Genomic DNA, 24,791 nt, shown 5'->3' with positions numbered 1-24,791 from the left:
AGTATTTTTACCGCTGATCTTTATTTAACCTTATCCTTAATCTCTTGAATTTCTTCGGGACTCATCAGACCCTTCAATACACCCCCAATGATAGCGTGTTTAATCGCCGTATCCCAAAGCTTGTCCGGTCCGCCGGGCTGACGACCGTCCGCTACCCACTGAGAAAAAATGATGTTTAAACTCTCTAATGGCACCCTGACTAAAACAATATCGTCCAATTCTCCTCCCTCTTTTACTGTTTCTCTAATTCCTTGAACTTGTTTACGTTTTCTTCCTAATCCTTCCTTTTTAATGGTAAATTGAATACCCAAACCTAATTTAGCGGCTGGCCGTTGGCTATCAATTTCTTCATTCTCAATTTTGACGCCTCGATAATGACGCTTGCGCCTAATAGCGAAATCAATCTTATTTTTTGCGTCTTCGTAAACATCAGTCCTAATCAATTCAAAATCAGCGTCCAAATCCCAGGATAATTTATCCAAAAAATTAGTTACCATGATTTCCGCAATAAAACCCTTATTATTATCCAAAAATTTACGCTTTCCGTTAATTATAGTTTTTTTAATCACAACGGCGGGAGCCATTTCCGGCTGATCCAAAATAATCTGACAATCCAATAAATCCTGCAATTGGCCTTTTACTCTCTCAAAAATATATCTTTTCCTAACGGCTCTGGAAATACTTGCCGAATCCAAATAATATTTCAAACCCAATCTCTGATCAGTAATTATTTCTCCCAAAGTTATCGGGACCCTACCGCCGTCCTCCTCAATAACATAATACTGATCTCCTTCGGCAATGACTTCACGACTTCCGGGAATTCTTTCCGGGCGATAGTCAGGATTATTTAATTTGACCCTCTCATTTTCCAGCTATTCCACCAACTTCTGTTTCTTTTTTTGAATTTCAAAAATTTCTCTTTGATTACTGAGAGTCTTTTGCTTCCCCTTAACAGTACCCCTCTCCAAAGATGACTGCTTAGCCCTATTCTCAAGATGCCAATTTAACACCATTTCAAGTTCTGCTTTGTCTTTACTGGTAACTTCCGGTTCTCTGCTTTGCTGCATCTGTTCCCTGGCGATATCGCGATAAGGACCGATAAGGGTTCTTTCAAATGATTTATGCATAACTATAGCTTATTATAACAACCCTATTATAACATAAAAACCACCTACCACAAATAATTAATAACCTTATTTTAATATTTAATAAAATTTTAATCTTGATTATAAACGAATTAATATAAAAAAACACCCCGACAATTATCGGAGTATTTTTTATATTTAAAATCTTTAGCGTCTTTCTTCTTTTTTGCCCTGGCGACCTTCAATGATCTTCATCTCCACATTCTTCGGCACTTCCATATAGCGAGAAAACTCCATAGAGTAATTAGCGCGACCCTGGGTCATGGAACGCACGATAGTGGCGTAGCCGAACATCTCGGCCAACGGCACTTGCGCGCTAATGACCTTAACGGCCGAAGCTCCGACACCTCGATCTTCCATAGAATTAATGACAGCGCGACGAGCATTCAAATCACCGATAACATCGCCCATGAACTGCTCCGGGGTAGTAACTTCGACTTTCATCACCGGTTCCAAGATGACCGGGGTGGCGCGCTTGGCGGCGTCCTGCAAAGCCATTGAGGCGGCAATCTTAAAGGCGGCTTCGGACGAATCAACCTCATGGTAAGAACCGTCATAAACGGTGACTTTGACATCAATCAAGGGATAACCGGCCAGAATACCTCGCTCTGTCGCTTCCCTGGCGCCCTTTTCAATCGGCTTAATAAATTCGCGAGGCACAACACCACCTTTAACTTCATCAGCAAAAACAAAACCCTGATTAGGTTCGGACGGTTCCACACGCAACCAGCAATGGCCGTATTGGCCACGACCGCCGGATTGGCGGATATATTTGCCTTCAGCTTCGGCCTTGCCTTTAATAGTTTCACGATAGGCGACCTGGGGCTTGCCAATATTGGCTTCTACTTTAAACTCACGTTTCATGCGATCTACAATAATATCCAGATGCAACTCGCCCATACCGGAGATGATTGTTTGGCCGGTTTCTTCATCAGTGTGAACGCGGAAAGTCGGATCCTCTTCTGCCAACTTGGATAGAGCCAAAGCCATCTTTTCTTGATCGGCCTTAGTTTTAGGCTCGATAGCGATATCAATAACCGGATCGGGAAATTTAATTGATTCCAAAAGTATAGGGAAAGACGGATCAGACAGAGTATTACCGGTAGTAACATCCTTAATGCCGACTAAGGCGGCGATTTCTCCGGCGTATACCTCATCAACCTCTTCGCGCGAATTAGCGTGCATGCGCAAAATACGACCGATGCGTTCCTTATTGCCGGTTTTGTTATTAATAATATAAGAGCCGGATTTCAAAACGCCGGAATATACGCGATAAAATACCAATTTGCCGACGAAGGGATCGGTAGCAATCTTAAATGCCAAACCGGCCAACGGCACATCATCAGAGACAACTAAAGGTATTTCTTTTGTCTCATCTTCAACACTGTGGCCAATAGGAGCCGGAACCTCCAAAGGATTAGGCAGGTATTCGGCTACGGCATTCAGCAAAAATTGCACGCCTTTGTTTTTTAAGGCGCTACCGCATAATATCGGTATAAGCTTATTAGCAATAGTGGCTTTCCTCAATGCCTTCTTCAAATCAATTACCGAGATCTCTTCACCGGCCAAATATTTTTCCATCAAGGCTTCGTCAGTTTCCACAATAGCTTCCACTAACTCGTGGCGATATTTTTTAGCGCGTTCCGCTTCATCGGCAGGCACGTCGGTGATTTCCCATTTGGTTCCCAAATCATCCTTGTAAACCTCGGCTTTCATTTCAAGCAAATCAATGATGCCGGTAAAAGTCTCAGCGGCGCCGATCGGCAACTGGATAGGATGGGCATGAGGAGTCAAACGATCATAGATTGATTTTAGATCATTATAGAAGTTTGCGCCCATGCGATCCATTTTATTAATGAAACCAAGTTTGGGCACATGATATTTCTCTGATTGACGCCAGACGGTTTCAGATTGCGGTTCCACGCCGGCCACGCCGTCAAAAACAATGACACCGCCATCCAAGACGCGCAAAGAGCGCTCCACTTCAGCAGTAAAGTCCACGTGGCCTGGGGTATCAATTAAGTTGATTTGGATATCTTGACCGCCCAGCCAATCGGCGTTAGGCCAATAACAAGTGGTAGCGGCGGATGTAATGGTAATACCGCGTTCGCGTTCCTGTTCCATCCAGTCCATAGTGGCTTCACCTTCATGGACTTCACCGATCTTATGCTTCTTTCCGGTATAAAAAAGAATGCGCTCTGATACGGTAGTCTTGCCCGCATCAATGTGGGCGATAATACCAATGTTTCTAATTCTTTCTAAGGGTGTTTTACGGGGCATACTGGTTAATTACAAATTACGAATTAATGATTACTAATTTTAATGATAATACTGATAAATATTTAAATTTTATAAAACTTTTTGGAAGAGGCGGAAGCACGAGCTGCCACCTCGAAAAATCAACTGCTTAGCATTTCCATTACCTTTTTCCATATTTTTTACAGGTTCTCGAAGTTGTCAATAATATTAAGGCAATCTTAAAATAATTACCCTATTCTGTTTATCGGGATCGACCTGGCCTTTACTAAAAGTATGAGATTTCGGCGGTAATCCTTTTAATAGATCCAATAACCTATCGCCCCACTCAGTTGCTTCTTCAGGAGTTTTAAATACGGCTTCGGTATGCAAAATGGGATGATCAAAATTATCATTCAGGCATAAACGGGACGAAAATCTAAACTTAACTTCTCCGCCATCATAGCCAATGAACTGACCAATTTTTACCGTCAAGGAATCCAATTCTAATTTGCTGATACTGACCCCCAGTTCAGCCCGGCTAACTTCCATTGCTTTTCCCTCCTGTCAGTTGATTTTTTCTTTTAAGGTTCAAAATTACGAGGATTTGCTATTCCCACCAAGAATCGGCACAATATTTCTTGCATTCGCGTTTTGAATACAAATAATAAATATTAAAAATCCTAAATATTTTTGGAAGAGGCGAAAACACGGACTATCGCCTCAAAAAATAATCAATAAGGTTTATATTCAGTGCGTGTCCTTACTATTTTATTTTCTCGACCACATTTAATGCATGAATAGTAAACACAATTCGCGTCAAAACCTTGTTCTACCCAGCCATGTTTACAGGCAACCTGACATTGCCTAATCTGTCTTTGTATTTGGCGATACCTTTTTCGAGCAGACTTAATATTTTTCCCAGCATCCGCCTGTATTTTTTTAATCTGCCTTTCAATAACATTCAGTCTCTCTTGAAGTTCCCTAACAGTGTTTTTCCCGCCCATTAATCTATCTCCTTTTGTGGCTATCTTATTGATTATTTGACTATATTATTTTAAAAGTACTGGTTACTTATTAAGTATTATTTATTACTTTTATCTGGAAAAATGCGCAAAGGCGCGGTTAGCTTCAGCCATTCTGTAAGTATCCTGTTTCTTTTTGATAGCGGCACCTTCATTATTGTAAGCGGCGGTTAACTCCTCCGCCAACTTAATGGCCATACGCCGGCCTTTCTTGGCTTTAGCGGCGCCGATAATCCAACGGCAGCCCAAAGTATAGCTGCGGGAAGGACGAACAGCCATCGGCACTTGATAGTTGGCGCCACCAACGCGGCGACCCTTGATTTCTACGGTTGGAGCGGCATTCTTAATGGCCGTATCAAACACAACTAAAGGATCAACTTTAGTCTTATCGGAAATAATTTCCAAGGCCTCGTAAACGATATTTTTGGCGACCGATTTTTTGCCGCGCTCCATAATATAATTGATGAACTTAGCGATATCCTCGCGACTATATTTCTCGTCGGGGGCAATCACTCTTTTTGTTGCTGGTTTACCTCTCATATGTTATTCAATTAAGAATTACGAATTAAGAATTACGAATTAAACTTCAAATTACACTTACGAAATTATTAGCGATTAAACATGAAAATTAGTAATCAGTAATTTGAAATTCGTAATTACTTGGCTGCCTTCTTCTCTTTCTTCATTCCATACAAGCTACGACCGCGCTTGCGATTAGCCACACCGGCGGAATCATAAACGCCGCGGACAATATGATATCTGACACCAGGCAAATCCTTAACCCTGCCGCCACGCACCATGACAATGGAGTGCTCCTGCAGATTATGGCCGATGCCGGGAATATAAGCAGTAACCTCTTGGCCATTAGACAAACGGACGCGGGCGATTTTACGCAAAGCGGAGTTCGGCTTTTTCGGCGTAGTGGTTCTTACAACCGTACACACGCCACGTTTGAAGGGGTTGCCTTTCTGCATGGTATGTTTACGGCGATGCAAACTATCCAAAGTCGTCTGAATGTCAGGCGTCTTAGATTTGACAATCTTGGGTTTGCGTCCCTTTTTGAGTAATTGATTTATTGTAGGCATAACTGAATAGTTACAAATTTAAATTAAGAATTAAGAATCAAAATTATATATTTAATAAAATTTAACGATTAAAACATTGAATTTCAGCGAAAATTACCAAAGTTCATTAGTGCCAGACGAGAGCTCACGTTCAATAAGCAAGCGGTTGGCAGAGAATGAAAAAATCCCAATTCCGGAATGGGATCCTTCGGATAACTTGGCTAATTTTAAACAATTTAACCGAAAATATTTTTACTGTTTTTTATAGATATTATTTTAACCGATTTCCGCCTAAAAGTCAACGCTAAAAACAATTTTATAAAAATCTACTCAATATATTTATAATTCCCTGGAAAAGTCTGCCAAAAATGCCGACATTGGTAAAGTTGTCAATCAAGACCAAGGCCAACAGAATATACGGGCCATACATGAGGTATTTTTCTTTAAAATCGTAAAATTTATCAGGAATAACAGCAAGCAACACTCTGGAACCATCTAACGGAGGAATAGGAATCAAATTAAAAACAAAAAGCGAAATATTAATCAAAATCAATAAAAACAAAAAATTAACCAGCAAATTCATCGGTCCTAATACAGGAGAAATCATCTTAAAAAATACAGCAAAAACCAGCACTCCAAAAAAATTAGATAAAGGACCGGCAAAAGACACCAGGGCCATACCCCAACGACCGCCACGCAAATTGTAAGGATTAACCGGCACTGGTTTGGCCCAGCCAAAGCCGGCTATCAGCATCATAATGAATCCCAATGGATCCAAATGTACTAAAGGATTAAAATTCAACCGTCCCCCATCTTTAGCTGTGGAATCACCTAACATATTAGCGACCAAGGCATGGGAAAACTCATGAATAGTTAAAGTAACTAAAATAGCCAAAATCCAAGAAAGAAAAAATAACGGTTCGGTAAATAACCAATTTAAAGGCATAAAAAAATAATTCAAAGTTAAAATCTAACTATATTCTAGCAGATTTGACTTTTTTATTCAAATTTGTTAGAATAACTTTACATTTTGAGACTTTAACTTTTTATTTAATTTTATGCCTAAAGCATGTTCCGTTTGCGGACGCGGCACCAGAAGCAGTTTTTCCGTTTCTCACTCCAATATCAAATCCAAGCGCACTCAGAAAATCAATCTGAAAAGCAAGAAGTTGGATGGCAGATCAACCGCTATCTGCACCGCCTGCCTAAAAACCAAAACTAAAAAACAAAAGTAATTACTGCTGTTACGCCCTGATGATTTTCCCGGCTCCGGCCGGGTTTTTTGTTGCTCTAGTCTTAAAGTGATATAATTAATGCAAGCTATCCGTCACACCATATGATCAAACAAAAAAACCTAAGTGATAGGGAGATAACAAAACAATTAGAAATTAACGCCACCACCTTAAAACGGTTTAAAGACATCCAAGAACAAGGGATTAATGAAGTCCGGCAGTTGGCAAAAAAGAAGAGCGGCAAAATCAAAATACTGGGAATATCCGGCTCGGCACGTGATGAATTGGATATGGCGCAAGAGAAATCTAATTCTGAATCATTATTGGAGTCATGCCTAAAACGTTGCCACGAACTTGGCGCGCAAACTGAATTATTACTGTTGAGAAAATACGATATCAAACCTTGCAAAGCCTGCTATTCTACGGTCAATACCCAGTGCCACTTCCCTTGTTCTTGTTATCAAAAAGGCACACCGCGTGCCGATGATATGAGTAAAACTTTGTACGACAAGATTTTAGCCGCGGATGCGATTATTTTTGCCACGCCTGTGAACAATTTTAAAATGTCATCACTCATGTCCTTGTTTCTAGACCGCTGTATCAGTTTAGACGGCAGTTTGCCTCCGGCTGATCCTAAAAAAACCAAAGATCGCGAACTCAATAAAAAACATACCGAGTTTATCCGCCTCACTGCTTCCGATGACGTTCCGGGTAGCGGTTTTATCCGTCGCTTCAGCGGAAAAACCGCCGGAGTGATTGTTACCGGACATGAGGCTGGCGCAGCCTTAACTATCAGTAGTCTATTTATGACCCTTAATCATTTTGGGATGATCTTCCCACCCTTCTCCGCTTTATATGCGATGTCCTCAATCTGTAACCCGACTTCGGCAGACAAAGCTATCGTAACCGGGCCTTGTTTCATTGAAGAAGTAAGCCTTTTAGCCGATAACACTATCAAATCAGCAAAGTTATTTCGTAAATCTGGCATTAGTGACTGGCACACAGTCAATAGTGCCAATTAAACATATGGCCATACGAAAAACCGAGGAAAACTCGAAAAGATGTATTTGTGGGCAATGTCCTTCTTACAGCGATTGCCTACGAGATCGAACGGAAAGTTTATTTTGCGCCTCAGGCAAAGCTTCCTGTGAGATCAAAAAAAGCGGCTGCTTATGCGGCGGTTGCCCGATTACTATCGAACACAGCTTAAACGGAGGTTATTGGTGTATTGAAGGAGCGGTAGAATAACTGGAACAAAAAATTAACCATTTAACTCACTATTAAGGAGGGAGAAATATTAAAAGTGATAAAAAATCGCCGGCCGAAGCTAGCGATTTTTTAGTTTAAATAACTTTATAAAGTATGCGCTTCGTAAGCCGTCTTGTAATCAAAAATCTCATCCTCGTTAAACCAGACATAAATTTCTCTTTCCGCATCAGCCTTGTCAGCGGAAGCATGAATAAGGTTGGCTACAACTTTTTTCTCCGCATCGGCATGAGAATAAGAAACATGGGAATAATCGCCACGGATAGTGCCGGGAATAGCGGATTTCGGCTCAGTCGCGCCGACCATCATTCGCACATTCTCAATAGCGTCTACGCCCTCAACTACAAAAGCTAAGACCGGGCCCGAGGTGATAAAATCAACCAAATAATTGCGGACATGCTCGCCCCGTCGAATAGCAATGTCTTCGGTATAATGCGCTTTGGCCTTCTCTTCACTGACCCAAGCCAAACGCAAAGCCACGATCTTCATGCCCACTTTTTCAAAACGAGCTATTATCTCCCCCATCACACCGCGCTTGACCGCGTCTGGTTTAAGCAAAACCAATGTTCGTTCAATCATATTATTTTAAATATTTTTTAATAACGTTTATTACATCAGCCGGCGTATGTTGCGCTTTAACGAAATATTCTTCAGCGCCCAGCTGCTGACCCCTTTCCTGATCGGATTCCTGTCCTAAGTTAGTCATGATAATTGTCGGGATTTTCTTGGTCGCTACTTCGCTCTTAAGTGAACTGAGAACGGAAAAACCGTCAACTTCCGGTAAGATAATATCTAACAAGATAATATCCGGATCATCCTTCTTAGCTAGTTCTATCGCTTGACTGCCCCTATCGGTTATAATGACCTCATAACCCTCCTCCTCCAATCGCAACTTATACATATCTACGATCATAGCGTCGTCTTCTACGAGCAACACTTTAATTTTATCACCTGGCATAATAATAAAAATTAAATTAATAATTAAATAACAAAGAAATCTTAACAAAAATCAACTGTAAAGTCAAAAAATTAGTCGGCGGTTATAAATCCCTGGCCGTCGCTGAACAAACGGATATCCCCATCTAAGTCAGTACGAAAAACATTGGCACCCAACTGCTTCAAATAATAAAGCGTACGATAGTGAGGATGGCCATACTGGTTATCAACGCCAACAGAAATCACCGCCCAATCTGGCGCCACAGCCGACAAGAACCCCTTATCATTGGCGTTGGTTGAGCCGTGATGCCCAACCTTGAGTACGTCTGACTTAATCTGAACCATTGATTGCAACAGCAAATTTTCCTCGTTTTCAAAATCTCCGGTATACAGAGCCGTAGTAGAGCCATAAACCAACTTAAAGACAATAGAAGTATTATTAAGATTGGCCACATGCTCACCTTGCCAGCTCCTCTCCGGCATCAAAAATTGCAGAGTCAGCCCGCCGATTGTCTCCTCTTGCGGCCGGTCGATTATTTCCACTGGAACTTTTTTTTCTTCAATTAACCTTAAAAATTCCGAATAATCAGGCGCGGTATGGGTTACTCCGGTCATAATCACTTTATCCACTTGGTACCTCTTAAGAACTTCCACCAAGCCGGCGACGTGATCTGAATGCGGATGACTCAAAATCATTGCTTCAATAGTGCGATCGGTTGGCGGCAGATACTTACCCAACCCATATAGTACTTTATTATCATGTCCGCCATCAATCAAGATATCCTGGCCATCAGGAGTGATGATAAGCGAGCTATCTCCTTGGCCGACATTAAAAAATATTAGTTCCAAAGACGAGGTGGAACGAATATTAAAAGTTCCTAAAACAGCGCCGGGGTGACGCTGATAAAAATTAATACCAACCAGCAACAAAACTGCAACAGCAATGCCAATTAAATACTTTGTATACTTCTTGTTCATAAATAAATTATAGCATATTACCTTGCAAAGTATTCGCCCAAAATAAAAACCCCGCACAAATTGTTCGGGGATTACAAATTTTATGCGGGTAACAAAGCTTACTCAAGGTAAGCTTTCATGCGTTCTAACAAAACACCATCTGAGATTCCCAAGCCCAACTCTCCAATCTCTTTTTGGCTAAAGCTTGCAAGAACTTCATAAAGCTTCGCGACGGCCATGCGCATCTGATCATCGGCATCAATCACTGCCACTACTGCCAAACGACGTCTTTCCATCCTTCCAGCTAACTCATATTTTTTGACTTGATCTTCACTGGGAAGCAGATCGTCTAAGAGTGGGGAATACCTCTTGATAGTCTCATAAAGCCCCCTCAAACGCTCATCATAATCAAGGGCCCCCTCTTCCAATTCGGGAATAAGAATATCGAATATCTCATCCCTTTCAAAGCCAGCATCGCAATATTTCTCTAATTCTCCCGGCTTCAAGCCTAATTCTTCCTCAAAAATACCGAGGGGATCCATTTTATCTTCCCTTAAAAATAAATAACTATACTGTTTTTCCCCCTTTTTAATTTCCGGTAAAACCGCCTTAAGCCACACTAGCGTTTCTGCTCGTTTTCTTTTTTTGCTTTCTAAATGATTGAGTTCGGAATATGCATGCAACGCCCAACCAAATAATACCGATAATACTGCGATGACGACTAAGATGGAAAAGTAACCCATGATTCATCTCCTTGTTCCGCTGTTAAGCGGAGTTTGTTTTAATGTTCTTAAACTCATTGACTTGATTTGAACCATTCCAAATCAATATATAATTGTACCAAATCTTAAACTTGTTGTCAAGATGTTTGCCCAAAATAAAAACCCCGAATCAACGAGGTTTTATAAAAAACATCTAAAAATAAACTGTTACGGAATAACGGTAACATACTCGGAATAAGTATTATTGTTTTCATTCACTTCCGCTAACTCGCTTGGCTCGTCCACCTTAGCGGTTAAAGTTTTCTTACCGCTGGCAATGAATTTTCCATTATAAGTTATTTCAAAAATTTGACTAGTGCCAAGCGGTCTGGAGATGGAAGGATAGTCGCCATGGTTAATGGTATTAATTGTAAAATCCTGACCGATAAAAGAAATATTACGCAAGCCGGCCGAAGTCGTCAAAGCCGAACCGGTATTTTTTATTTGCAACACCACATTATAATTGGTGTTAGCTTTGGGTTGCGAGGTAGGAAAAATAATATCGTAAACAATCAGATCAGGCTTAGTCGGCGAAGTCGGAGTCAAGCTATAAGCTAAACTATAAAGAATGGACAAACCGCGCTCGGCCGCCGTCACTGAGGTCTTGCCGCTGGTGTAGGTCATGGTAGTCGGGACGTTTTTAATAACCGAACTGTCTTTATAGCCATTAACGCTAAAACCATTGGTAGTGACCTTCCTTTTGGTGCCGGCGTCAATCAAATAAATATCTTTGGAACCGACGTACTGGATTATGGAACCGTCGGGCAATTTGGAAACGGAAGTAAGGATACAGGAATTATCCCTGATATAATCCGTCTCAAATGAACTTTGAATAATAATAACGCGCGACTGCCAATTATCACCGTACAGGGCGCGGACCTCGCATAATACGCCGCCGGGAGTAACGGCAAAAACTTTATTGCTGTTGTCAAACTGCACCAGATTGCTCCCCGGCCTGACTATGACATTTTTGCCGTTATCTATCTGATCAAATTCATCTTGGGTGACAATCTTGATTTTTTGATCCGACCAGCTGCCACTGTACCAAGTAAAAAAAGTGGCTTGGTTGGAGAACAGGTGGCGTTTGAGGTCGTCATCAATAATATAAACTGCCGGACTGGCGGCAGTCTTGACTAAATCTCCTGACATCGGCAAATAAGCGGCTTGAGCCGGCTTACCGCTGATACTGCCAGCAATCAAGATAACAACTAAAATTAGAAATATTTTTTTCATAATACCGATTTAACTACTAACATTATAACATTTGACAAAAAAAATGCCAAACCCGGCGGGCTTGGCATTAAGTTTAAAGTTCATCCATTGTTAGGTCGTCGACTCAACATAGCCAAACGGGACAGTAGAAAATCAAGGTTGCATCCATCACTGCAAATATCAACAGTGGGTATATCCAAAGAATCGGATGGTGAATACCTATTCTCACTAACGTCTACCAGGTTGGCTTCCATAAAGGAAAATTGTCCTGTCTCCGTCATAGCATCGACGATAGTGCCACCATCCCTAATAGAGTCATGAATTTTTTCCACCGCCTCCCTCAAGGGCGGATCCAACCCTCTTTCACTTTCTTTCAGCGCTTGCAGAATAGGAACCCCGCATGCAAGCAGACTGCTTAAAATCTGATAAAAAGACTCATATTGATCGGCGCGGGAAGGAATCCTACCATCAGCAATACAATTCACTGCCAAACACAACATTTCACCTACTTCTCCAGCCCTAATAGCGCATATCTCGGTTGATGAAAACATTGAAGAAGCGGCCAGAGCCTCCGAAAAAGTCAAACCGCCTTGAGCGTCTTCAATAATTTTTTTGATACCACAGCCAAAACTATCAGTATTGGATAATTGTTGACAAATGATATTCAGGGATCGCATCAGCGGTAAGCCCAAATCCAATAAAGCAGCCAAATCAAACCAAAACATCCGATATTGCATGGCTCGTGTCATAGCTAATCTCCTTATATGCTTAGCCAAAATTTGGCATCGGCGGTTGAGGTTGTAAAGTGCCTAAGTCGATATTAGACTATTAATTTAATCTTGTCAAGCTACAGTTATAAGAAAAAAGCTACAATATACTACGTTTTTTTCTCCTGATGCCGGACAAACCAGCCTAGCAAAATATAAGAAAGAATTAACGCCGGTACGCCAAAGCCGGAAAAACCGACAGAACTTAATGGCAAAGAATCAATTAAACTAGAAACTATTAGCCAATATTGAACCGCCAACCAAGTCAACCAGCCGATTATTTGACCGAGGAATGGGAAAACTACCCCGACTATCGCATTAATCAACCCCAGAATCATCAGTGGCGGAATAATCGGCAGAATCAACAAATTGGCCGGCAAAGACAATAAAGACAAACGCCCGAAATAATACACGACTAATGGCAGGGTGGAAAGTTGAGCGCTAACGGTAGTCAAAAACATTTCCTTTAATTGCCATAATTCCGGCCAATTCCTGAAACGTTGTCTGAAAATCGGCAACAAATAACCTAACCCCAAAACCGAGGAAAAGGACAATTGAAAACCAACATCATCAAGCAAAATAAAAGGATTAAATAAAAGCATGATTGCGGCAGTACAAGCTAGAATATTTTTTATTCCGGTCAATCGGCCCAAGGTTACTGCATAAAGCGCTGCTAACGCCATAATAGCCGATCTTACGGCCGAAGCCGGAGTGCCGACTAAAAGCACATAACCAGCAATAATAAAAACCGAAGGCCAAAAAGTTTTCTGTCTTCTGATACCCAGAGCGATAAGCAAACTCAAAATAATAGCAAAAACAACAACCAAGTGTGAACCGGACACGGCAATGATATGCGTCAAACCTAAATTGGCAAAGATCGTACTGTAAGATTCAGGAATGCCACGGCTATCACCTAAAATAATACCCCTGATAATTGAAGCTTGGGGCTCAGACAAGGAGTTATTAATGCCCTGGGCCAACCAAGACTTTAGACGGCCAATATTCCCCAAAACTGAAAAGTTATCCGGCAAAGATAATGAACTCACTTCAGCCAGAATACAAGAAACAAAAACTTTGTCTTTTCTTAGATACCTGGCATAATCAAAATCTTCAATCATTCCCGGGCGGACTAAGTGGCAATCAACCGTAACTTTTTCCGCCAATCGCCACTCCGGATATAAACCAGTCTTAACTGCTGCTCGACCGGCCACCGGCTGATTTCTTATTTCTAATGTTGGAGAAAAATCTGGGACTGCCCGGACTAAATAATCAGCTTTGATCATCAACTTCTGGTTGTCAATCGTCCTATCAATACTGGCGACCCGGCCGATGAACTCTACTGTGGATGAAGTATGGCCGCTTAATCTATCCGGCTGGCTGTAATCGGGCAAAGCTAAGACGTAACGCCACCAGCCAAAAACAAAAAAACTAAAAAGCAAAAAAATAATAAATAATCGGTTATTATTTTTAGCCTTATCTTTAATCTTAAAACTGGAAACGACAGTCGAAAACAATAGAATCAATCCTAAGCAAAAAAGTCCAAAAGCTGGCAAATTAAAAAAATTACCGAAGAACACTCCGGCAATAAAAGCGAGGCAAGAAAAAAATAACAACTGAGCACGGCTTAATGACATTACTTTCCGGCTTGTTGTTTAAGGTAAGCGCCGACAAAATCATCAATTTCTCCGTCAAGTACTCGATCAGTATCGGCCGTCTCATAACCAGTGCGATGATCTTTAACTAAGCGATAAGGCTGCAAGACATAGGAGCGAGCCTGATTGCCCCACTGAGCCTGGCGATATTCGCCTTTGATTTTTTCTTTCTTCTGTCCAGCCTCTTCCTGATAATACTGTAATAGCCTTGACTTTAAAATTTTCAGCGCTTTAGTCTTATTTTGCAACTGTGATCTTTCATTTTGACACTTAACGGCGATACCGGTCGGCAAATGAGTCAGGCGGACAGCGGAGTCAGTGGTATTGACCGATTGGCCACCATGACCGCCAGCGCGGAAAGCCTCCACTTTAATATCTTCATCTTTAATTTCTATAGACTCCACTTCCTCTAATTCTGGCAACACCTCCACCAAAGCAAAGGAAGTATGGCGCATTTTCTCCGCGTCAAACGGTGAAATACGCACCAATCTGTGCACACCTCCCTCGGCCTTCAACCAGCCATAAGCGTAACGCCCAGTCACCTCAATAGTTGCTGATTTGATTCCGGCCTCGCCACCCGCTGTTTCATCAATAATCTTAGCTTCAAAACCGTGACGTTCACAAAAACGCAAATACATTCTGACTAATATTTGCGCCCAATCCATCGCATCTACGCCGCCAGTGCCGGCATGAATCGAAAATACCGCATTTTCTTTATCATATTTACCAGAAAATAAAACAGCAAATTCCAAGCGGTCATATTCTGCTTGCAGTTGCTGTAATTTATCCGTTAACTCGGACTGATGACCATCCAACTCTCCGCTACTGTCGAAAATTTTCGACAATTCCAAAAGTTCTACCAAACTATCGGTTAACTTTTGCCAAGTCGCCGCCTCTTTTTTTAAATCATCATACTGTTTGCTCACGGCCTTGGCGGTTTCGGAATCAGACCAAAATTCCGGCTTAGACATCTTGACTTCCAATTGCTTCAGTTCTTTTTCAGCTTGATCGGGGTCAAAGTAACCTCCAAGTGGCGGCTACTTTATCTTGCAGCTCTTTAATTTTTATTAATAAATCATTCATATAATTAAGATATGACCATTTCTAAAACCTTAAAATAGTTTTCATAATCTTTCATAATCGTCGGCAGATATAAAGCAGCCCAAAGAGCTGGAGCGATTACCATAGTAATCCAAATAATTGACCAAAGTGTTCGCCACATCATATAGCGGCGGACCTTTTTAATATCTTCACGCAACTCTAGAGTCGCCGCCAGGTTTTGTTGTAATAATTCCAATACTAAATCTTTAGGTTTTTCTTCGGTCATATTATTATTTTTTATGACTTAAGGGCAATTAGAATCTAACAATGATTTATTATCTTATAACACATTTCTTCACCCAGTCTTCCGCTAATTGACGAAATCCCTCCAATTCTTTTTTAAAAAACGGCTTACCGGAAAAATCTTTACCAGCCAAACACTCACTGTCCTGAAAATTCTGCAAATAATATAAATCGGCATTTTTGATTGTTTCCGCCATAATCGCAATATCCGTCCGGTTATGCCATCCTTTAACTAAAGTGCTTCTGAACTCATAAGGCAAACCACTGGACATCACTAAAGCAATACTTTTCTCAACGCCTTCAGGCGTAACACCGGCATATTTTTCATATTCTTCGAGTGGCCCCTTAATATCCATAGCAATATAATCAACCAATTCTCGATCCAATAAATCTTTAAGCGACTCCGGCAATAAGCCATTAGTATCTAATTTAACAGAGTAACCGATTTTCTTCATTTTAGCAAGAAATCCTATTAGTCCTTTTTGTAATGTCGGCTCGCCACCGGTAATAACCAAACCATCAAGATATTTTTTTCGTCGCTTTAAAAAATTAATCACTTGATCTTCATCGTACAGCCTATCAGCTGGCAGGCCAGGCAAAACCAATTGCGGATTATAACAAAAAGGACAGCGCATATTACACCCGTAGGTAAATACGATTGCTGCCATTTTTTGCGGATAATCCAATAATGTAACCGGCTGAAGACCACCTATTCTCATAGTAAAAGTAAAATACCCTTAAACCGGCAGTTCTTCCACGGAACAAGTCCGACAGTTATCAAAGGTCTTGCGATCAGTGAATTCCGACTGCTTGCCTGGATTCCATTGATCTACCGGCCTAATGTAACCAACAACCCGCGAATAAACTTCGCAGGGCTGCCTTAAAATTTCTTTGTTGTCACCTTCCATATTATTTTAAATTAGTTAATAATTTAAAATTAACGATTCAGATTCCGATTCCTATCTTATGTTTACAATGGTAATTTCTCCTTTTGTTCTCTGATATAACCGATTTCGTCATCGCATATCGGACAATAACGATGCTCGCCTGGCAAGTAACCATGCTTAGGACAGATGGAAAAAGTCGGGGTCAAAGTATAGTAAGGCAAATGAAAGCTTTCGGCGACCTTCTTCACTAGGTTTTTAGTACTCTCAATATCTGGCATCTTTTCGCCTAGGAAAATATGGACTACGGTACCGCCGGTATACTTTATTTGCAGATTATCCTGCTTCTCTAAAACATCAAAAATATCGGTTGAATAATTAACTGGAAAATGAGTGGAGTTTGTATAGTAAGGGGCAGCTCCCCGTTCTTTATACTGCCCTTCATTAGCGACTAAAATATCAGGGTGAAGCTCTTTATCCCTTTTAGCAAAACGATAAGTCGCTCCTTCGGCCGGTGTAGCTTCTAAATTATACAATTGGTCGTCCTCTTCCTGAAAAGTCACCAGACGTTGCAACATGAAATCCATCATTTTACTGGCTAACTCCCCGCCCTCTTTGGAGCTAAGTGGTTTGTCTAAAAAGTTTAAAACTGCCTCATTCATGCCATTAATGCCGACCGTATTGAAATGATTGCGCCAATATTGTCCAAACCGCTCTTTAATGTCATTCAAGAAATAACGGGAGTAGGGATATAGGCCCATCTCGGTAAAATTCTCCAGAATTCCACGCTTCAATTTCAATGACTGGCGGGCTAAATCCATTACCTGGGCCAAACGAGAAAAAAGCATTTCTTCATTGCCTTTAGACAGATAACCAATGCGGGGCAAATTAATCGTTACCACGCCTACTGAGCCGGTCAAAGGATTGGCGGCAAACATACCTCCGCCGCGTTTGCGCAATTCCCGATTATCCAAACGCAAACGACAACACATGGACCGGGCATCTTCTGCTTTCATGTCCGAATTAATAAAATTGGCAAAATACGGTATGCCATATTTGGCGGTCATCTCCCAAATCGGATTAAGTACCTCATTTTGCCAATTAAAATCCTTAGAAATATTGTAAGTCGGGATAGGAAAAGTAAAAACACGCCCCCTAGCATCGCCTTCCATCATTACTTCGGCAAAAGCGCGATTGATCAAGTCCATCTCTCGCTGAAATTCTTTGTAGGTTTCGCGTTGTGGAATGCCACCGATTAGAACCGGCTCATTGGCTAAGGTTGAGGGACAAACCAGGTCAAAGGTTAAGTTGGTAAAGGGCGTCTGGAACCCTACCCTGGTCGGCACATTCATGTTAAACACAAATTCCTGCATGGACTGCTTAACTTGATTATACTCTAATCCCTCATATCTGATAAATGGGGCCAACAAAGTGTCAAAATTAGCGAAGGCCTGAGCGCCGGCCGCTTCGCCTTGCAAAGTATAGAAAAAATTAACAATCTGGCCTAAAGCCACGCGGAAACGTTTAGGCGGCTTGCTCTGCACCTTTCCTTCCACGCCGCCAAAACCCAATCGTAACAAAGTCTGAAGGTCCCAGCCACAACAGTAAACGGCCAAAAGCTGGAGATCGTGAATATGCATCGTACCGTCGTTATGAGCATTCCTGATCTCCGGAGGATAAATCTTGTTGAGCCAATAATGAGAAGATACTGCCGAGGCCACATGATTATTCAAGCCTTGCAAAGAATAGGCCATATTGGCATTTTCTTTGACGCGCCAGTCGATTTTATTCAGATACCCTTCAATAATGTCATTGGAATTAAGCAACTTCTTGAGTTCACGTAAACGGGAATGCTGCTCGCGGTAAATGATGTAAGCCTTAGCCGCCTTAACTAAATCATCTTTAATCAAAACCTCTTCAACAACATCTTGAATTTCCTCAATGGCCGGAATAGACCGCGGGTGGAATTTACTATTAATTATATGCACCACCTTTTCAGACAGGACCTGAGTCAAATCCTGGTCATCGCGCCCCACTGCTACCAAAGCCTTATATAAAGCAGCGGTAACTTTTTTCTGGTCAAAGTCAGCAATGTCGCCATTGCGCTTCCTTACCTGTTTAATCTGAGTTTCCATGTATTCTTTAATCCTATAAATTAATAAAAAACACAGGCACGAAGCCAAAAAAGCATGGGTTGTTTTTGGTCTTGCAAAACCTGTCGTTGCTATAATTATACCCTCAGTCAGTGGGTGTGTCAAAACGTTAATTTTAAAGGGTTTTTTTAAAATTTTTAAAAAAATCCGGCCTTATCCACAGGCCGGATTTATAAAAAATATTTTTAATTTTAAATCTGTTTTTTGGCTCCTCAAATGTTGCCTAAATTTAGGCGATTATTTCATTTTTTTCCGCAGGAAAGTAGGGATTTCTAAGTCCTCATCTTCCCCCTCATCCAGAATCCTATTCACCCTGTCCGGAGAAGAAACCGGCATGATTTCCTGACCTTCCGATTCAATTTCTTCTATATCTGATAATGTTTCTTCCATTTCAACAGCAACTTTATCCTTAGTTAGAGGTTTTGCCCCCCAAAAACCATGTTTCTCCGCTCTTGCCTCATCATCTGTCAGTGATTTAACCTTCACTACGGTCTCTTGATTGGATCGACCGAAGGAGTTTTTAGTTATTTTTATCTCTTCGTCGACATTTTTTGGACTTTTATCAACAAAAATGGAGTTTAGCTTATTTTTCAAAGGATTGTTTCTATTATTATCACTCCTAATCCCGTCACCAAAGCCGGTGGCTAATAAGGTGACCCGAATCTTATCCTTCATTCCCTCGTCAATATTGGCACCAAAAATAATCTTAGCGTTTTCATCTGCCCCCTTAGTAATAACATCGGCTATTTCTCCAACTTCTGACATGGTCAAACTGGATCCGCCGGTAATTACAAACAAAATGCCTTTAGCTCCTTCAATGGAAAGATCTAATAGGGGGGAGGATATAGCCATACGAGCGGCCATCTGCGATCTGGTTTCACCACTGCTCTCTCCAATGGACATTAAAGCTGAGCCAGCTTCTTTCATAATTGCTTTAACGTCGGCAAAATCAACATTTATCAAAGCAGGCACGGTAATGATTTCCGAAATGCCCTGGATACCCTGACGCAAAATATCATCTATCGCCTTAAAGGCATCAACCATGGAAGTTTTTTGATCGATGATTTGACTGACTTTGTCGTTGGGTATAGTAATAATGGCATCAACGTTTTGCGACAATACCTCCAGGCCATCTTCGGCTATCTGTTGACGCTTCTTGCCTTCAAAAGTAAATGGTTTAGTCACAACAGCCACTACTAATGCTCCCAGCTCCTTGGCGATTTGTGCGACTACCGGTGAAGCTCCAGTGCCGGTACCCCCACCCAAACCACAGGTAATGAATACCATATCGGAACCGCGCAAAAGTTCGCGAATTTCAGCAGCATTTTCTTGGGCGGCCGACAAACCAACCTCCGGGTTCATTCCCGCGCCTAAACCACGGGTCAATTTTTGCCCAATAGGCAACTTATGTTTACGATCGGCTAAATTATGATGCAAAGCCTGCAAATCAGTGTTGATAGCTATAAAATCAACGCCTCTGATTTTGGCTGTGACCATTCGATTGATCGCCGACCCTCCTGATCCTCCTACACCCACCACCCGAATCTTAGCGATGGTTTCAATTTCCGGTTTAATTTCAGGCATAGTTATTTGGTAAGACTATTATTATTCTAGTTTAAAATTATTCAAAAATATCACGAAAAACTGAGCTAACTGCTGATTTAAGGCCGACGTGGTTAGAGACACGGTAAAAACATTATTGCCATTAAATATGTAAGCAGTATAAGCACTAAGATCGGCGGCCAAGAGTTTCTGCTCACGAATAACCAAAGGTTGGCCACCTAAAGTGCCAGAAGTAGAAGTAACTACTTCTATTGAAGGCTTACCTTCCCAGGACTTGGCTGAAACTTTGTCCAAATCACTTAAATATTTATCCAAACCGACAGTAACCGGCTCATAATAAACAAACATTTGCGTATCAGTGGCAGTGGAACCATAGATCCTCAATACTTCGCCGTTGCGTTCTATAGTCAAGCCATCAGGATAACGAAAGGAAAACAAAGTTGAAGTGGCTGCAGTCGAGCTGGATTTAACTAAAAAATCATAAGTCTTCCAATCGGCTGCCGGATCGATTTGAGCTGCTGTCTGATCCGACTGAGCGGTAGAATCCTGAGTATCTACTACAACGCCAGCTTCTGTATCACTGAAATCAAGTGGCTGATGATTTATAAAGTAATAACTGGTGGCCAAGGCTCCGATAATAATAATAATAATAATAAATACTGTAACCACTGGGCCAATTCCTCCTGATACTAATGGTTCTGGCCGGCGATAGGCGGCTGGAATATTCTGTGGCACCTCGTAAGGATCGACGACACTGCTTATCTTTTTTCTGGATGTACGTTTTTTAGGCATACTTTTAGGCATATGTTTGCTATTAAATTATGGTAAAAGAGTTTTAAAAATGTTCTTAATCTTCCCGATTAATCCGCCAACGGCCGAACCGTTCCAAGAAAAGCTACTGGCGTGACTGAAATTACCTCCAGCTAAATGATCCCCCCAAAGCACCAAACCGATAGCCGCGGTAAAGGCCGGATCGGAAGCGCGGTCCAAAGCCGAAACCAAATCATGTGGGTAGCCAACGGATGCGGGCAAACGCAATGATCGCTTAGCCGCTTCAATAATACCATCAATTTTAGCTCCGCCACCGGTAATAACAGCTCCTGCCGGCAACATACCTGATTTGCCAATTTTCTTCAGTTCGCGGTCAACTTGTTCGAAAATCTCCTCCACGCGCATACCGATAACTTGAGCTATTTCCCGCTTGTTAAAGGTTCCTTCTTCCATACCGCCAACCGCGGCAAATTTCACTTCTTCCTGACGCTTGAATTCCTTATAAGAACAACTGCCCTCGCGAACTTTTATTTTTTCTGCAGTTTCAGCGGAAATTTGAGAGTATAAAGCAATATCTGAAGTAATATAATCTGAGCCCAAGGAAATGACGGAGGTATGCAACAAATCGCCCTCTTCAAAAACAGCCAAAGAAGTGGTCTTGCCTCCTAAATTCACCACGACCACTCCCATCTCTTTCTGCTTAGTGGTCAAAACGCATTCAGCGGCTGCTAAAATAGACAAAACTAAATCGTCGATATTTAACTTGGTACGATAAACGCAATTGCTTAAATTTTTTATTTGAGCGGACTGGCCTTGAATAATCTGTGCATCAACCTCCAAACGGATACCAGTCATGCCAACCGGATCTTTAATACCGACTTGTTGATCAACAGTGAAACTTTTCGGAATGACATGCAAAATCTCATAATTCGGTGGTGAAGCCACGGCCTTAGCCGCCTCAATCACCCGATCAACATCTGAATAAGTTATCTCGCCATTGCTTTTAGAGACAGCTACAACGCCATGTGATTCAGTGGTTACAATATGACTGCCATTAATTCCCACCCAAGCACGTTCAATCGGCTGACCGATCATACGTTCAGCTCTTTCAATGACAGCAGAGATAGAAGAAATGGCGTCCTCGGAACCGACAATAACTCCTTTAGAAATCCCAGCAGATGGTCCTTCAACCGCGCCGATAATTCTTATCTTAGTGTCGTTTTTGGAACGTTCTCCCACCGCGATCCTAATGGCGGTCGAGCCGATATCCAATCCGGTGATCAAATGGCTTTTGGGCATGGGTGTTTTTAACTTGGTTAATTATAACAAATACTGGTTCTAAGGGCAAGAACAGACTGAACACAATTTGTGTTCAGTGTTTCTTGAACGCTATCATTAAATTTCCTTTAACACTTTGGACTCAAATTTTTCCATCTGCTGACGAGTAACGACTGAGACGCCTTCATGTTCATAGCCGATCAAATGGGCTAATCCGTGGATCAATAGTCTAATAACCTCTTGGTTCAGATCCCAGCCGTAAGATTTCGCCTGCTCTTTAGCCCGACTAACGCAAATCAATATCTCGCCCAAATTATTTTTTTCTTCAATAAACTCCGCTTCCGCTTCCGCAAAACTTAAAACATCAGTAATTTTATCTTGGCCTCGGTACAAACGATTCCATTTCTTAATCGTTGATGACTTAACTAAGACTAAAGAAAATTCCCCTGATTTAATTTTTGCTGCTTGAGAAAAATTCTTGACTGCCCTTTTAATTAAGTCGGAATCCGGACGAAACTTGGTTTCATTAGTCAAATCAAAACTTATCATAAGCTGGTCTAATTTGTAGTGGTAGCCGTATCTAAAGTATTAACAGTCGGCTCACTCAATGAAGTTGCCGTTAATTTGAAAAATTTAATGATAAAACTAAAGATATTGGGATAACGGAATTCACTGCCACGCCCCGATAAGTATTCAAACACATACAGCTTGTTTTTGTCCGATCCGGTCAAATACGCCGTTAGCCCGTCAGGTGCAAAAATACCTGATAAATCGCCATAATCAACCAAACGCAAGCTACTAACACTAACCTGAGGATGGTTTTCCAGATACCAAGCCATGGCTGCCTGCTTGGCTTGGTTGTCTTTTACCGTAAGCTTGATCACCTCACCCGTACCGGCGGTGATTAGCGCTTGCTTACTATCTTTAATCTGAGCAATCTGCCATTCTTTAGGATAATAAAGCCGAAAATTATCGCTGTTGAAATCAGAGGTAAAGCTAGTTATAAACGGTGAATCAAATATCATGGCATTGCCAGACTTGGCCGGATCATAACCGTTCATTAACTCCGTTCCGTCATGATAGCCATCGTTGTCAGTATCGGGGTTAGTTGGTAGAGTGCCAAAAATTATTTCTTCCACGTCAGTCAAGTTATCATTGTCAGTATCTAGACTGATAGTAATTACTGCAACTGCCTCCGCTGTCTCTTCAGTAGAAATAACGGCGGGAGAAGTGGCTACCGATTCAACTGCAGTAGACGTTGCTTCCGGCATAACCTCAGTCGATAATACTTCCTCCGGAATAATCAATGGGGTCTCCAATAACTCTATCACTGGTGGCTGGGACTGTGGTTGTGGCTGGACTTTGGATTTAACATAATAATCATAACCAAAATAGCCGGCACTGACAGCAATCACTCCGAATAAAATTACTAAAGCGATAATCAAACCTAAACTTCCCGACTTAGCTGCTTCCGGCCTGAATTTTTCCGGCATTACATAAACCTCCCCAGAGATGTCCGGCGACAACGCCGGTTTGTTGGATGGCGGTGTTAAATTTTGTTGATCGGGCATATATTAAAATAAATAATCAACTAATCAAAAAAATAATAAAACAAAAATATAACTATCATATTATTGTTTTTCCGGTTATTTTAATTCATTACTTTACTGCTTCGGCACCTCAAATAATTTAGCATTGCCTGGTTTGAGCGGGTCATAACCATTAATGACCTCCTGGCCGTCTTTATAACCGTCACTATCAGTATCGGGATTGAGCGGTTCGGTGTGATAAATCTTTATTTCCGCCCAATCAGTCAACCCATCATCATCAGTATCCGCCTTAAGCGGGTCAGTACCTAAAGCCCGTTCTTCGCTATCAGTTAAGCCATCACCATCGGAATCAGGAGAAGACTCGGTTGTTGCTGGAATAGTAACGACGGCTGGCGCAGTAGTAGCGGGAATAGCTTCCGGCACAGTAGTTGTGACGGCGGGAATAGCTACCTGAGGTTGCTCGGTTACCATTGGAACCTGAGTTGTAACGGCACTCTTTTTTATAGTGAAAAAATATGAATAGCCCCAATAAGCCGCGGCGGCGGCTCCAGCAATAACAGCCAAAATCACAATGATAGAAATCACTTTGCCCCAAGGAAAAGATCGACCGCCAAAAAGTTCCTCATTTGATGGAATATAGGTTGTGGACCGAGACACTGGCCCTGCCGGTGACTGATAAGCAGCGGATGGTTGCGTCCGAGCATCAGCTGGTTGAGGCGGAGTAAACGGTGAAACCGGAGAACCGAGGGCCTGGCGGACAAAAGCTGAACCGCTTGAACGAGAAGATTGATCAGTATTAGAAAAAATATCATCAACCGGCAGATTGCCGGGAGTGGTTGGCGCAGGAGCTAGAACCGGCTGAGCTGGTTGCTGATTCAGGGGTTGTGGTTGGTTGAAGGGGCTAGGACCGAATTGCGGTGCCCGTGGCGGCATCTGACCGGTACTGCCGACCCCCGTTTGATTACCTTGGTTAGTTGTGTTGTCAAACATAAAAAG

General features: G+C 41.7%; 28 protein-coding genes. 3 read left to right on the top strand and 25 right to left on the bottom strand.

What is annotated here, in order from left to right; translation table 11 throughout:
- Positions 1–20: 20 nt before the first annotated feature.
- From WC473_04150 to WC473_04120, 7 genes are all read right to left on the bottom strand, one after another.
- Positions 21–740: a hypothetical protein gene (locus WC473_04150; protein ID MFA5124983.1), complete on the bottom strand. Its 720-nt coding sequence runs from the start codon at positions 738–740 to the stop codon at positions 21–23.
- A 132-nt stretch (positions 741–872) separates the two neighbouring features.
- Positions 873–1,127 (bottom strand): hypothetical protein, encoded by a 255-nt coding sequence (locus tag WC473_04145; GenBank protein ID MFA5124982.1) that lies wholly within the window; start codon positions 1,125–1,127, stop codon positions 873–875.
- Between the two features lie 165 nt (positions 1,128–1,292).
- On the bottom strand, positions 1,293–3,425 hold the full coding sequence (gene fusA, locus WC473_04140) for an elongation factor G (GenBank protein ID MFA5124981.1): 2,133 nt from the start codon (positions 3,423–3,425) through the stop codon (positions 1,293–1,295).
- A gap of 186 nt (positions 3,426–3,611) precedes the next feature.
- Positions 3,612–3,932, bottom strand: coding sequence for a hypothetical protein (locus WC473_04135; protein MFA5124980.1), 321 nt, complete (start codon positions 3,930–3,932; stop codon positions 3,612–3,614).
- A 545-nt stretch (positions 3,933–4,477) separates the two neighbouring features.
- Positions 4,478–4,945 carry a 30S ribosomal protein S7 gene (rpsG, locus tag WC473_04130; GenBank protein ID MFA5124979.1) on the bottom strand — a complete coding sequence of 156 codons (468 nt, stop codon included), beginning with the start codon at positions 4,943–4,945 and terminating at the stop codon, positions 4,478–4,480.
- 116 nt (positions 4,946–5,061) lie between these two features.
- On the bottom strand, positions 5,062–5,490 hold the full coding sequence (rpsL, locus tag WC473_04125) for a 30S ribosomal protein S12 (GenBank protein ID MFA5124978.1): 429 nt from the start codon (positions 5,488–5,490) through the stop codon (positions 5,062–5,064).
- Between the two features lie 295 nt (positions 5,491–5,785).
- The gene (locus WC473_04120; protein MFA5124977.1) at positions 5,786–6,415 is read right to left on the bottom strand and encodes a site-2 protease family protein; all 630 of its coding nucleotides are present in this window, start codon (positions 6,413–6,415) and stop codon (positions 5,786–5,788) included.
- 112 nt (positions 6,416–6,527) lie between these two features.
- Between WC473_04120 and WC473_04115 the strand changes: the two genes are divergently transcribed.
- From WC473_04115 to WC473_04105, 3 genes are all read left to right on the top strand, one after another.
- Entirely contained in the window at positions 6,528–6,704 is a 177-nt protein-coding gene (locus WC473_04115) for a bL28 family ribosomal protein (protein MFA5124976.1), read from the top strand.
- A gap of 101 nt (positions 6,705–6,805) precedes the next feature.
- On the top strand, positions 6,806–7,723 hold the full coding sequence (locus WC473_04110) for a flavodoxin family protein (protein MFA5124975.1): 918 nt from the start codon (positions 6,806–6,808) through the stop codon (positions 7,721–7,723).
- 4 nt (positions 7,724–7,727) lie between these two features.
- Complete coding sequence (locus WC473_04105) at positions 7,728–7,949, top strand: DUF2769 domain-containing protein (protein ID MFA5124974.1); 222 nt, start codon at positions 7,728–7,730, stop codon at positions 7,947–7,949.
- A 105-nt stretch (positions 7,950–8,054) separates the two neighbouring features.
- Here WC473_04105 and WC473_04100 read toward each other — a convergent pair whose 3' ends face one another.
- The 18 genes from WC473_04100 to WC473_04015 form a co-directional block, all read right to left on the bottom strand.
- Positions 8,055–8,546 (bottom strand): nucleoside-diphosphate kinase, encoded by a 492-nt coding sequence (locus WC473_04100; protein MFA5124973.1) that lies wholly within the window; start codon positions 8,544–8,546, stop codon positions 8,055–8,057.
- A 1-nt stretch (position 8,547) separates the two neighbouring features.
- Positions 8,548–8,925, bottom strand: a complete 378-nt coding sequence (locus WC473_04095) for a response regulator (protein ID MFA5124972.1) — start codon at positions 8,923–8,925, stop codon at positions 8,548–8,550.
- A 71-nt stretch (positions 8,926–8,996) separates the two neighbouring features.
- Positions 8,997–9,881 carry an MBL fold metallo-hydrolase gene (locus WC473_04090; protein ID MFA5124971.1) on the bottom strand — a complete coding sequence of 295 codons (885 nt, stop codon included), beginning with the start codon at positions 9,879–9,881 and terminating at the stop codon, positions 8,997–8,999.
- A 98-nt stretch (positions 9,882–9,979) separates the two neighbouring features.
- On the bottom strand, positions 9,980–10,603 hold the full coding sequence (locus tag WC473_04085) for a hypothetical protein (protein MFA5124970.1): 624 nt from the start codon (positions 10,601–10,603) through the stop codon (positions 9,980–9,982).
- Positions 10,604–10,789: 186 nt separating this feature from the next.
- Positions 10,790–11,854 carry a CARDB domain-containing protein gene (locus tag WC473_04080; GenBank protein MFA5124969.1) on the bottom strand — a complete coding sequence of 355 codons (1,065 nt, stop codon included), beginning with the start codon at positions 11,852–11,854 and terminating at the stop codon, positions 10,790–10,792.
- An 80-nt stretch (positions 11,855–11,934) separates the two neighbouring features.
- Entirely contained in the window at positions 11,935–12,582 is a 648-nt protein-coding gene (locus WC473_04075; GenBank protein MFA5124968.1) for a type II secretion system F family protein, read from the bottom strand.
- A 128-nt stretch (positions 12,583–12,710) separates the two neighbouring features.
- The gene (locus tag WC473_04070; protein ID MFA5124967.1) at positions 12,711–14,234 is read right to left on the bottom strand and encodes a ComEC/Rec2 family competence protein; all 1,524 of its coding nucleotides are present in this window, start codon (positions 14,232–14,234) and stop codon (positions 12,711–12,713) included.
- Positions 14,234–15,335, bottom strand: a protein-coding gene (prfB, locus tag WC473_04065) for a peptide chain release factor 2 (GenBank protein MFA5124966.1) whose coding sequence is annotated in 2 segments (ribosomal slippage) — positions 14,234–15,289 and positions 15,291–15,335 — 1,101 coding nt in all. Because the reading frame shifts where the segments join, the coding sequence is not laid out codon by codon here. The genes WC473_04070 and prfB overlap by 1 nt, the downstream gene beginning before the upstream one ends.
- A gap of 4 nt (positions 15,336–15,339) precedes the next feature.
- Entirely contained in the window at positions 15,340–15,579 is a 240-nt protein-coding gene (locus tag WC473_04060; GenBank protein MFA5124965.1) for a hypothetical protein, read from the bottom strand.
- A 49-nt stretch (positions 15,580–15,628) separates the two neighbouring features.
- Positions 15,629–16,315, bottom strand: coding sequence for an anaerobic ribonucleoside-triphosphate reductase activating protein (locus WC473_04055; protein MFA5124964.1), 687 nt, complete (start codon positions 16,313–16,315; stop codon positions 15,629–15,631).
- A gap of 18 nt (positions 16,316–16,333) precedes the next feature.
- A complete protein-coding gene (gene nrdD / locus WC473_04050) occupies positions 16,334–16,504 on the bottom strand; it encodes an anaerobic ribonucleoside-triphosphate reductase (protein ID MFA5124963.1) in 171 nt (56 codons plus the stop codon).
- 62 nt (positions 16,505–16,566) lie between these two features.
- Positions 16,567–18,615, bottom strand: coding sequence for a ribonucleoside triphosphate reductase (locus WC473_04045; GenBank protein MFA5124962.1), 2,049 nt, complete (start codon positions 18,613–18,615; stop codon positions 16,567–16,569).
- Between the two features lie 255 nt (positions 18,616–18,870).
- Positions 18,871–20,217 (bottom strand): cell division protein FtsZ, encoded by a 1,347-nt coding sequence (ftsZ, locus tag WC473_04040; protein ID MFA5124961.1) that lies wholly within the window; start codon positions 20,215–20,217, stop codon positions 18,871–18,873.
- Between the two features lie 21 nt (positions 20,218–20,238).
- The gene (locus WC473_04035) at positions 20,239–21,000 is read right to left on the bottom strand and encodes a hypothetical protein (GenBank protein MFA5124960.1); all 762 of its coding nucleotides are present in this window, start codon (positions 20,998–21,000) and stop codon (positions 20,239–20,241) included.
- 15 nt (positions 21,001–21,015) lie between these two features.
- Positions 21,016–22,266 (bottom strand): cell division protein FtsA, encoded by a 1,251-nt coding sequence (gene ftsA, locus WC473_04030; protein MFA5124959.1) that lies wholly within the window; start codon positions 22,264–22,266, stop codon positions 21,016–21,018.
- Positions 22,267–22,362: 96 nt separating this feature from the next.
- Positions 22,363–22,794 (bottom strand): rRNA maturation RNase YbeY, encoded by a 432-nt coding sequence (gene ybeY / locus WC473_04025; protein ID MFA5124958.1) that lies wholly within the window; start codon positions 22,792–22,794, stop codon positions 22,363–22,365.
- 8 nt (positions 22,795–22,802) lie between these two features.
- Positions 22,803–23,816, bottom strand: a complete 1,014-nt coding sequence (locus WC473_04020) for a hypothetical protein (GenBank protein ID MFA5124957.1) — start codon at positions 23,814–23,816, stop codon at positions 22,803–22,805.
- Between the two features lie 93 nt (positions 23,817–23,909).
- Positions 23,910–24,785: a hypothetical protein gene (locus WC473_04015; GenBank protein MFA5124956.1), complete on the bottom strand. Its 876-nt coding sequence runs from the start codon at positions 24,783–24,785 to the stop codon at positions 23,910–23,912.
- Positions 24,786–24,791 lie beyond the last annotated feature (6 nt).

The organism is Patescibacteria group bacterium, assembly GCA_041650895.1.
Taxonomy (GTDB): domain Bacteria; phylum Patescibacteriota; class Patescibacteriia; order 2-01-FULL-39-33; family 2-01-FULL-39-33; genus CAISTG01.
Note: the sequence above shows the minus strand (reverse complement) of the source record. Positions and strands in the feature narration are given on the sequence as shown.